Annotated in this window: 10 protein-coding genes; 3 read left to right on the top strand and 7 right to left on the bottom strand. The window is 65.7% G+C overall.

The genetic code is table 11. The features are described from left to right. Together VFV09_03935 and VFV09_03930 are read left to right on the top strand one after the other, a co-directional pair. Window positions 1–451, top strand: a 451-nt coding sequence (locus VFV09_03935) for a thiamine pyrophosphate-dependent enzyme (GenBank protein ID HEU4866860.1), incomplete at its 5' end; no start/stop codon positions are given. A gap of 254 nt (window positions 452–705) precedes the next feature. Then, window positions 706–948, top strand: coding sequence for a hypothetical protein (locus VFV09_03930; protein ID HEU4866859.1), 243 nt, complete (start codon window positions 706–708; stop codon window positions 946–948). A 371-nt stretch (window positions 949–1319) separates the two neighbouring features. On the opposite strand, the gene VFV09_03925 is transcribed toward VFV09_03930, so the two are convergent. From VFV09_03925 to VFV09_03915, 3 genes are all read right to left on the bottom strand, one after another. After that, the gene (locus tag VFV09_03925; protein HEU4866858.1) at window positions 1320–2069 is read right to left on the bottom strand and encodes a lysophospholipid acyltransferase family protein; all 750 of its coding nucleotides are present in this window, start codon (window positions 2067–2069) and stop codon (window positions 1320–1322) included. Window positions 2070–2312: 243 nt separating this feature from the next. Beyond that, on the bottom strand, window positions 2313–2765 hold the full coding sequence (locus tag VFV09_03920; GenBank protein HEU4866857.1) for a VOC family protein: 453 nt from the start codon (window positions 2763–2765) through the stop codon (window positions 2313–2315). A gap of 157 nt (window positions 2766–2922) precedes the next feature. Beyond that, window positions 2923–4110 (bottom strand): aminotransferase class I/II-fold pyridoxal phosphate-dependent enzyme, encoded by a 1188-nt coding sequence (locus VFV09_03915; GenBank protein HEU4866856.1) that lies wholly within the window; start codon window positions 4108–4110, stop codon window positions 2923–2925. Window positions 4111–4229: 119 nt separating this feature from the next. On the opposite strand from VFV09_03915, the gene VFV09_03910 reads away from it, so the two are divergent. Beyond that, window positions 4230–4397, top strand: a complete 168-nt coding sequence (locus VFV09_03910; protein HEU4866855.1) for a hypothetical protein — start codon at window positions 4230–4232, stop codon at window positions 4395–4397. Window positions 4398–4465: 68 nt separating this feature from the next. Here VFV09_03910 and VFV09_03905 read toward each other — a convergent pair whose 3' ends face one another. From VFV09_03905 to VFV09_03890, 4 genes are all read right to left on the bottom strand, one after another. After that, complete coding sequence (locus VFV09_03905; GenBank protein ID HEU4866854.1) at window positions 4466–5014, bottom strand: hypothetical protein; 549 nt, start codon at window positions 5012–5014, stop codon at window positions 4466–4468. A 41-nt stretch (window positions 5015–5055) separates the two neighbouring features. Beyond that, complete coding sequence (locus VFV09_03900) at window positions 5056–8214, bottom strand: M14 family zinc carboxypeptidase (protein ID HEU4866853.1); 3159 nt, start codon at window positions 8212–8214, stop codon at window positions 5056–5058. Window positions 8215–8291: 77 nt separating this feature from the next. Further along, entirely contained in the window at window positions 8292–9017 is a 726-nt protein-coding gene (locus VFV09_03895; GenBank protein HEU4866852.1) for a M23 family metallopeptidase, read from the bottom strand. Between the two features lie 18 nt (window positions 9018–9035). Further along, on the bottom strand, window positions 9036–9730 hold a 695-nt coding region (locus VFV09_03890; GenBank protein HEU4866851.1), incomplete at its 5' end, for a carboxypeptidase M32.

Below are 9730 nucleotides of genomic sequence, written 5' to 3'. Positions count from 1 at the left end.
GTGCATCGCCTTCGTGGGCGACGGCGCTTTTGCCATGCTCATGGCCGACTTCATGACCGCAGTCCGCTACGAGCTGCCGGTAAAGGTCGTGATCCTGAACAACGGCCTTCTCGGCCAGATCCTGTGGGAGCAGATGGCGCTGGGCTATCCGGAGCACGGCGTCCGCTTCGAGAGGCGTTTCGACTTCGCCCCCTGGGCCACCGCCTGCGGCGGCTTCGGCGTCACGGTCGAGGACCCGGCCCAGGTCCGCGGGGGGATCGAGGCCGCCTTCGCCCACCCGGGACCGGCGGTGGTCGACGTCCTGGTCAACCCGGACGAGCCCCCGATGCCGCCCAAAGTCTCCTACGAGCAGGCGAAGGGCTTCGCCGAGTCGTTCCTGAAGGGCGAGTTCCGGCGAACGACCATCGCCTCGACGCTGTTTAGGGACAAGCTGGACGAATTCAGGTCGTGACCTCCTGGACTGGCTGCTCCCGTTCCTGGTGGTGGCGTGGACGGTTTGGGGGATCTACGCCTACCGCAAGCTGAAGCTGGCGAGCGGGAGGGCGACCGGGAGGCGTTGATCCGGGAGTACCGGCTGACGATCGCCGGCGAGGTGGTGGGAGGCGTCCTCAAAAGAGTTGAAGGTCTTGTGGCTGGACCTCGGCCGGTCTACTCTGAAACTGGTTCGTCTTTCCAACGGGGGGCAGTCAGACAAGGAGAGCCAGCATGGGTGATGCCGACGGCGCAGCAGCTCAACCAACCTTCACTCCACCGGACTTCGGCCCGGAGCTGGAGCCGCAGATTGAAGTTAACACCCACACCGGGCTGGGCACGAGCCTGCAGGACCTCGGCCTGACGCTGCCGGCCGGGCTCACCACCCGGGACGTACGGGGGGAGCGAATCGAACCGGATCTACGCCGCCCGGACCCGCCGGCCGAGAGCCCCAAGAGGCGCCCCAAGAAGCGTTAGCGGTCGGGATTGGCGAATTGCCCGGCCGTCGCCAGCCGGAGTACCTCGAGCAATTTCTGGTTGCGATCCCGTCCGCCGCCGATCAATTCGACGAACTGCGCTGCCGTCCTGGAGGGGCGAGTGCATTTATGTGTACTGCGGGAGGGACGGGAGTCGGTCCTGATGGCGACGTCATGAGTATCAGAGCGGACATGAGCAGCAATCCCGACGACCCCGCGGGTCGGTACGTATTGAGCGCTTCGGGGCCGTAACGACGCTCATGAAAGTTTCCAGCCTTGCCGGCAGCAACGACGCCACCGTCTGGGCGGTAGACCAGCCCGGAAGAGACCGCGGTTACCTCTTCTACAGGGTTTTCAGCGGTTGAGGAATCGCTAGCCGAGCTTCTCCTCGGTCGGGATGCGCATGTCCTCGGCTGCCGGCTTGGGGGCTGCATCCCGGGAGGCGTACTCGTCGACGTAGGTCTGGCCGGATTGCTCCATGATCGCGAACATGATCTCGTCGGTCATGGCCCGCAGGGCAACCCGGGGGTTGTCGCTGTCGGCGTACTTCTCAAAGGTCAACGGGGGGCCGAACTTGACCGTTATGTGACCCCGGAGCTTCGGGAACTTGGCGCCTTTGGGCATGACCTCGCGGCTGCCGATCAGGCCGATCGGGACGACCGGCGAATTGGAGCCCAGAGCCAGCCGGGCGACGCCGGTGCGGCCCCGGTAGAGGCGGCCGTCGGGAGAGCGGGTGCCTTCGGGGTACAGGCCCAGGACGCCCCCGGACTTCAGGAACTCGATGCCCGTCTCCAGCGCCGCCAGGCTCTTGGCCCGGATGTCGCGCCGGATGGGGATCATGCCGAGCGACTTGACCAGCCACCGGGTCTTGATGCTGTCCCAGTATTCGGCCTTGGCCAGGAAGACGACCCTGCGGGGAACGCACAGCGGCACCCAGAACGAGTCCCAGAACGACAGGTGGTTGGCCACGACGATGACCGGGCCCTCCATCGGGAAGGTTTCGAGTCCGGAGACCTTCACCCGGTACGCCCAGCGCAGGTAGGGCGCAAGCGTCAGTTCGAGGAATCGGTAGAAACGGCGGCCGGTAAGGGTGTCGGCGGTAATGGGTGCGTCTTTAGGCATGATTGGTTGCGGGCGTGGTTGGGAGTGGTCGAGCCCGACCTTTCGACAAATCTACTCGATTTGAAGCCCCTCCATCAAAACGTCAAACACCCCTCGGTAGGACTCCAGGATCATTCTCCCAGGGCACATCCCAGCCGTACCTGACGGTGAACGCCGAGTTGTCTAGTCGCTGAAGTGATCTGAGTGGATGAGCGGCGCGGCAGCGAGGGGCCCGGCCCCGTCAGTCCGTAGCTTCACATGTGCTCAACGGGAGGTCTGATGTCCGAGCTCTTGGGAAATCCCGATGAGAATTCCTTCGGGGCCCCGGATGTAGCAGAGCCGGTAGATGTCTTCGTACTGGACCACTTCGCCGACGAGCTCCGCGCCGTGTTTGCCGAGCCGGGCGAGCGTATCGTCGATGTCCTCCACGGCGAACATGACCCGCAGGTAGCCAAGGGCGTTCACCGGGGCGCTGCGGTGATCGGCGACCACAGGCGGGGCGAGGAATCGGGACAACTCGAGGCGGCTGTGGCCGTCCGGCGTACGCATCATTGCAATCTCGACGCGCTGGCCCCGCAACCCAGTGACGCCGTCTGCCCAGTCTCCTTCGATGGGGGCCCGCCCCTCGAGCTCGAGGCCAAGCTCGGTGAAGAACTCAATGGCGGCTTCGAGGTCTTCTACCACGATGCCGACGTTGTCCATCCGCTTGACAGTCATGATGTCTCCTTAACGTCTACCGATTGGGCCGCGCGGACTTCATTGCACCATTCCCACGGGCAGTCCCGGAAGTCTGACTCGAACCACCGGCGTTCGGCCCGATAACTGTGCAGCCAACAAGATCTGCCCGAGGATAAGGAGAAACCCCGAAAAAGGTCTACTCGTCCAGCATTGCCTTGATGCCGCGCGCCGCCTGGCGGATGCGGTGCTCGTTTTCGACAAGCGCGAAGCGGACGTGGCCGTCGCCGGCCCGGCCGAAGCCCACGCCGGGGGAAACCGCTACCTTGGCCTTGTTGATCATCATCTTGGAGAACTCCAGCGACCCCATGTCCTTGAACCGGTCGGGAATCGGCGCCCAGGCGAACATCGTGGCCGGTGGGTTCGGGATCTCCCAGCCGGCCCGCGACAGGCCCGACACCAGGGCGTCCCGGCGGTTGCGGTAGGTCTCCCGGATCTCCTTGGGGGCCTCGGTGCACTCGTTCAGGGCGATGATGCCGGCGATCTGGATCGGCTGGAACACCCCGTAGTCGAGGTAGGACTTCAGGCGCCCGAGACCGGCGACGATCTCCGGGTTTCCGACCATGAAGGCCAGCCGCCAGCCGGCCATTGAGTAGGACTTGGACATCGAGAAGAACTCCACACCGACGTCTTTGGCTCCGGGGACCTGCAGCAGCGACGGGGCCCGCTCGGCGTCGAAGACCAGGTCGGCGTACGCCATGTCGTGCACGATCAGCACGTCGTGGCGCTTGGCGAACTCCACCAGGCGCTCGAAGAACTCGAGTTCCACGGTTGCAGTGGTCGGGTTGTGCGGGAACGACACGATGACCACCCGCGGGGACGGGGAGGTGTTGTCGAAGGCCTCGGTCAGGTTACGGAAGAAGTCGGCGTCCAGCGAGAGCGGCACCCGGATGACATTGGCGCCGGCCAGCATGGGGGCGTAGGTGTGGATGGGGTAGGTCGGCTCGGGCACGAGAACCGAGTCGCCGGGCTCCAGGAGGATCCACATGAGGTGGCTGAGGCCCTCCTTGGCGCCGATGACGGCGAGGGCTTCGGTCTCCGGGTCCAGGATCACGTTGTAGGAGCGCTCGTACCAGTCGCAGATGGCCCGGCGCAGCTTGGGCAGTCCCCGGGACATCGAGTAGCGGTGGTTGCGGGGGTTGCGGGCGGCCTCGATCAGCTTCTCGACGATCGGCTCGGGCGTGGGGATGTCCGGGTTGCCCATACCCAGGTCGATGACGTCCTCGCCGGCCCGGCGTGCCTGCGCCAGCAGGGCGTTCACCTGAGCAAAGACGTACGGCGGGAACCGCCCGACCCTTCGGAATTCGTACTCGTGCTTGTCGTCCATAACACTCCCCGGGTTTCTACCGCTGGCAGTCTGCCACGAATTTGGTTTGCCGTTCCCTCCTAAAGGGAACCTTTAAGACACGAAGTATTTGACTTGTCCTGAAAACAAGGAGGCCCCGAGTGCCCGTTTACGAAGAAGAACCAGTCGTCGAGAGGCGGGTAGTTTCCGACCCCGAGCCGGCCAATTCCGGACTTGCCGGTTACGCCATGGTGAAGTACGGATTCATTCTGGCGATCACCATCGTCATCCTGTACTTCCTGGCCAACTACGTGCTCAACCGCTTCTAGATACCCTCAAAATTAAACGTGGCCCTCCTTCGGGAGGGCCACTTTTATGCCCACCCGATGGGGCGCCCTCAGATCAGCTCGAAGCTCTCGGTCAGCCTCTTGTAGCTGGTGCTGTCGACACCGGGCTCGCTGACCACCTGGAGCAGGTACATGCGGGTCCCCACGAGTATCGCCCGGGCCACCAGCTCACGCTCGTCGATGTCGACCTGAAAGTCGATGGCCTGGTTGGCGCCGACCGTGGTCGGCGTCTTCGACTTGAGCTTGCTCTGTACTCCCGCCACGGTGCCGTCGGCTGCGCTCGCCGCGCCCTCGGCGATGCTGTCGAGCAGCACCTTGGGGTCCTGGGTCGAAACCGACTCCGGGTAGTCGATGAAAGAGACCGACACCGCCTCGTCGCCGTTGTCGACACTGAAGTGGACCAGGTTGAGCTTGATGTCTCCCGCAGTCTCGGTTCGGGCATCACGTTTTGGGGCTCCGGGGAAATCAGCGCTGAACTTGCCCTCGTCTGAGGTGAAGGTCTTGTAGGCCGGTCTTTCCGGCTCTTCCTCACCGCCGCACGCACCCAGCAACAAACCAAGCGCGAGCAGGCAGACGAGGAGCTTAAAGGGGGTCTTCATTCGGTCAGTATACGGGCGGCAATCGCGCGAACGCCGCTTCCCTACCCCAGCAGGCCGTTCAGGGCTTTGCGCAGCAGCTCGACCCGGTCTGCGTCGGTCGCCAGCTGCTCCAGGCCGAAGCCCAACAGAAGTGTGTCCTCGGTGGAGGTGGCTGCGTACAGGTCCAACAGCTTCTCGGTGATCTGCCATTCGGTGTCGTTGCCCGGGCTGCCCTCGGGCGGGCCGGTGACGGACCAGGCGCTGGTCGCCCCCTCGAAGCCGTCCTCGTTGGAGCTTTGACCGTCGATGATCACCCGGGTGTCGTCGACGAAGGCTCCGATGACCCCGACGAAGATGTCGGAGACGTAGGAGATCGACACCTCCACCTGCTGGCCGGCGAAGGCCGTGAGGTCGTAGTTAACCTGCTCCCAGCCGTTGGTGGCCCCGGTGACCGCGTTCCAGGTGCCGGTCGAGCCGGGCGAGGTACAGGTGGTCTCGTCCAGGTAGTGCGTGAGGAACGGGTGGTCCGTGATCGCAAACTCGCAGTCGGCCGGGGGGTTGGTGCTGGTTGCGCCGCCGGTTTCGGCCAGTGTCGTCCAGTTGTCCTGCCCGACGGTGTGGGCTTCGACGATCAGGTTGTCGAAGTCTGACTCGATGTTGAGCGACAGCTGGAACTGCAGCTGGGCTGTCGTTGCCCCCGCCAGGTCTATGGTCCTGGTGAGTCGGGAGTAGGCGAAGTCGGAGTGGAGCATGCCGGCGTAGCGCGTTCCCTCGAACGGGTCGAACGGCCCGACGCTTCCGGATACGTAGACCGCCGCTCCCCTGCTGTCGAACTGCGGGAACTGGCGGCGGGGAAGCACGTCGCTGGTGGGAAGGAAAAGCCCGGCCTCGTCGAGCGGGTTGTCACCCTCTACTACGGGACCGCCCAGGTCGACGTCAACGCCGTTGATCGGCCTGGCGATGCCCAGAACGCCGTCGGGGGCGCTGAAGCTGACCCGGTTGAATGCTCCCAGGTAGTACTGGCGGAAGTCGTCGGCCAAGATCAGGCAGTCACCGCCGAAGTTGGCGGTGATCTCGCACTCCGCGGTCGGGTCCCCGTTCAACCCGTAGTAGACGCCTCCGATGAACTCTGCGAACCCCGGGAGCCCCTGGTGCTGGGCGGTCTCACCCGCGTGGATGAGCTTCCCGCCCTCGTTGAGGAAGTCCCGCACCGCCATCGTGAGGTACTGCTGGCGCTCGGCGACGGCCATCTCCGGAAGGTCGCCCGCGAACGTCTCCACGAGCTCGTCCTCCGGATCCTGGGTGAAACGGTTGTCGCCGAGATACCAGACGATGGCGTCGTAGTGACTGAGCACTCCCAGGTCGTGGGGCACGCCCTGGGCGGAGACGTCCCAGACGTCGGCCGGGTAGCCGGAGGCTTCAACCGCCGCCTCGTGGAGGGCGGCGTACTTCGGGGCGGTGATCGGCGGATCGTAGGTGGGGTTTACGCCCTCGTAGTCCTCGTTGGCGACGACCAGCACCCGGGCGGTGGTGTCCGCGGCGACCGTGTAGGTGAATGAGGCGCTCCTCGCGTTCCGGCCGTTGGGCCGTTCGGCGGTGAACCAGACCTCCACCTGATCTCCAGGAGCGGCGCCCGTGACCACGCCGCGGTACTCGGCGTAGTAGACCTCGTTTTCGTCACCGTAACGTTCTCCCCCCTGCCATTCGTCGGTGGGCGCAGACCGGGCGGGCCCGCCGTTGATCCGGAAGTTGAGCCGGAGCCGGCGCAGCTCCCTCTTGGCCACCACCGCCACCGTCTGGGGGTCTCCGTGAGAGACGGTGAAGGGGTCGAGCCGGAATTCCTCCGCAGTACGGCCGACAACCGAATCGGGGTCGTCGGGCTCGTCTGCCGACCGGGCAACCGACAGCGCGAACGGCAGGTTCTTTTCGAACTCGGCCTGGATGAGGGCCTCGTCGTCGGGGAAGTCGAAACCGAGTGCGACACAATCCTCCGCGGCCACCCACTCGTCGTCGGGCACGCTGTTCGCGGCTTCCTCGCAGGTGGCCATCTCCGGCGTGAAGCCGAGAGTGTCGAAGGCCTCGGTGAAGTGGGTGTCGGTGTCGCCGTTGGTGGTGTACAGCTCCGCCGAGATATCCGGGTCGTAGCCGGCAATGGCGGGATTGGCGTCGTCACCCGCCATCGCCTCATAAAGGACGTCGTCCGGCCCCGGAGTGGCAACCTGCCAGCCGGTTCCGTACAGCAGAAGTTCGGCGGCCGAGTGGTAGTTGACCAGGAAGTCGAACCTTACCCGTGCCCCCAGCGCAATGAGCGCCTGGGTCTCCGGCTCCGAGGCCGGTCGCGGCCCCCGGTAGGTTTCGCTCTCGGGGTCGGGAGAGGAGCCTTCGTTATCGTAGCCCCACTTCGTGGGGTAGTTGCGGTTCAGGTCGACGCCGTCACCGGGCGTTATCTGCCCGTCCCGGTTGTTGTCCCTGAGGTTCTTGCGCCACAGGCGCTGCCCGGGCTCGAAGGACCAGTCGTACCCGTCCGGGTTGGACACGGGAACGAGCCACAACTCGTTCTGGTTGACCAACCGGCGAATTTCGGGGTCGTTGTCATAATTGTCGACGAGGTGGTGCATGAGCCGGCGGATCATCTCGGGGGTGATCCACTCCCGAGCGTGCTGGGCGCCGATGTAGAGCACCGAGGGCCTGGCTCCGTCCCGGACGTTTCGTGCGCCGCGGGTGACCTTCATCGCCACGATGTCCTGGCCCTGATGGGTCTTTCCGAGCACCACCAGCTTCGTTATCTCCGGGTTGGCGGCGGCGACCTGCTCGAACTCCTCTTTGATTCCGCCGGGGCCGCCGTACTTCTTGAAGACCTCGAACCCCTCGGCTGCCAGCGCGGTGGATCGCTGGGCGGTCGTGGCGCCGCCGACCGTCTTGGCCTGCAGGTCGATGCCCTGAGCCCGAAGCGAACCGGCCTGGCGGCCGCTGAGGACGGTCTCGATCCGAAGCCTGCGCTTGGCGCCCCGGGCCGAGCCGGGCACTACCTCGATTTGCATCTCCCTGCGGTCGACTCCCAGCCCCACCACGTCGTCCAGCTGTTCCGGGGTTACCTCACCGGCGTAGACATCGAGGCGGTTCTGGGCGGAGTCCTTCGGCGCAGTCACGGCCGAGGCAGGCAGGGAGAGGGCAAGCAGCACCATCAACAGCAGCACGGAAAGTACGAGGTGTCGCTTCAAGAGGCCCCCTTGGACCCGACCATCCTCTCGGCTGGGTCGGCGGGTGTCAATGCCAAATGTTAGATTTCGAAGTTCCCTCAGCAGGCGCGATTGCGGGCGTTCCAGGCCTGCACCTCGTCGGTCGGCGAGCGACCGCCGCCGGAACGCCACGAGTCGAGGTATGACCACGGGTAGACGGTCCCCCGGCGGACCTGCCAGTCGCCGGGCCCGCACGGAGGCGAAAGGCCGAAGTGAAGGTGGCAGCCGGACCCTCGGGCGTTTCCGGTATCCCCGACGGTGCCGATCTGGCGGCCCTTCTCCACCCGGGTCCCGGGATTTATGTCCGGGGCCACCGTTGCCAGGTGGCTGCCGTAGTAACGCACGCCGTCGTCGCCGACCATCGAGTAGGAAAGGCCTCCCCGGATCGCCGGGTTGTCGTTCGCCGAACTCCACTCGTCGGTCCGGCTGACCTCTTGGATCACCCCGCCGGTGACGGCGACGGCCGGGGTTCCGCAGGGCGCGAAGATGTCCGTCGCCGGGTAGTCGTGGTGGGAACGGCCGTAGCGGGCCGCCGATGCGGAAGCCAGCGGGAAGGTGTATTGCCCGGCCGGCGCTGCGACCGGGGCGGGGGACGGCGGGCTGGGGGTAGGTGGGGCGACCGGTGAAGGGGACGGCTCGGGCGACGGAGAGGCCGGTGGAGGCGATGGGGATGCTTCAGGCGTCGAGGTGCGCAACACACCGGGAGCCGAATCCCTGCCGCAGGCGGCCAGCCCAAGGAGCAGGACGGCGAAACAGCACAACACTCGACGGCGAAAGCATCTCACCGGAAGCACTCTAGCTAGTTACAGGTCGTACAGGTCCCGGTACTTCGACTGGATGTAGGCGACGAACGGGCCGGTGTCGATCCCGCCTTCCGCCGGCCGGCCGGTGGCGTCGGCAATGACCTGGGCAGGCAGCTTCAACGAACCCACCTCGTGGACGTTCTTGCGCAGCCAGGTCAGCAAGGGGGCGAAGTCGCCCGCCCGGAACTGGTCCCGGACCGCGTCCTTGCCTCCGGCGTGGGCCGTGTAGGCGTCGAAAAGGGCCGCCGAGTACACGGACCCGATCAGATAGGTCGGGAAGTAGCCCAGGTAGCCGATGCTCCAGTGGACGTCCTGCAGGACGCCGTCGGCGTCGCTCGGCGGACTGATGCCGAGGATGCGCTCGTAGCTCTCGTTCCATGCAGCGGGCAGGTCCGCGGCCTTCAGCTCGCCCCGCGAGATGGCTCGCTCGATCTCAAAGCGGACTGCGACGTGCAGCGGGTAGGTGACCTCGTCGGCCTCCACCCGGATGAGCGACCGGCGAACCCGGTTCACGGCACGGAACACCGCCTCCGGGCTGGACCGAGCCAGAGGCGCCAGCGCTGCGGCGGCGTTGGCGAATTCGCCCTCCCAAAAGGCCAGGCTGCGGCCGACGTGGTTCTCCCACAGGCGGGACTGCGACTCGTCGACCCCCAGCGACACCGAGGCCCCGATGGTGGTCTCCACCCAATCCTCTC

The organism is Actinomycetota bacterium (assembly GCA_035759705.1).
Lineage (GTDB): Bacteria > Actinomycetota > CADDZG01 > JAHWKV01 > JAHWKV01 > JAJCYE01.
The sequence above is the reverse complement of the archived record's forward strand: the minus strand, read 5'-3'. Positions and strand labels throughout refer to the sequence as shown.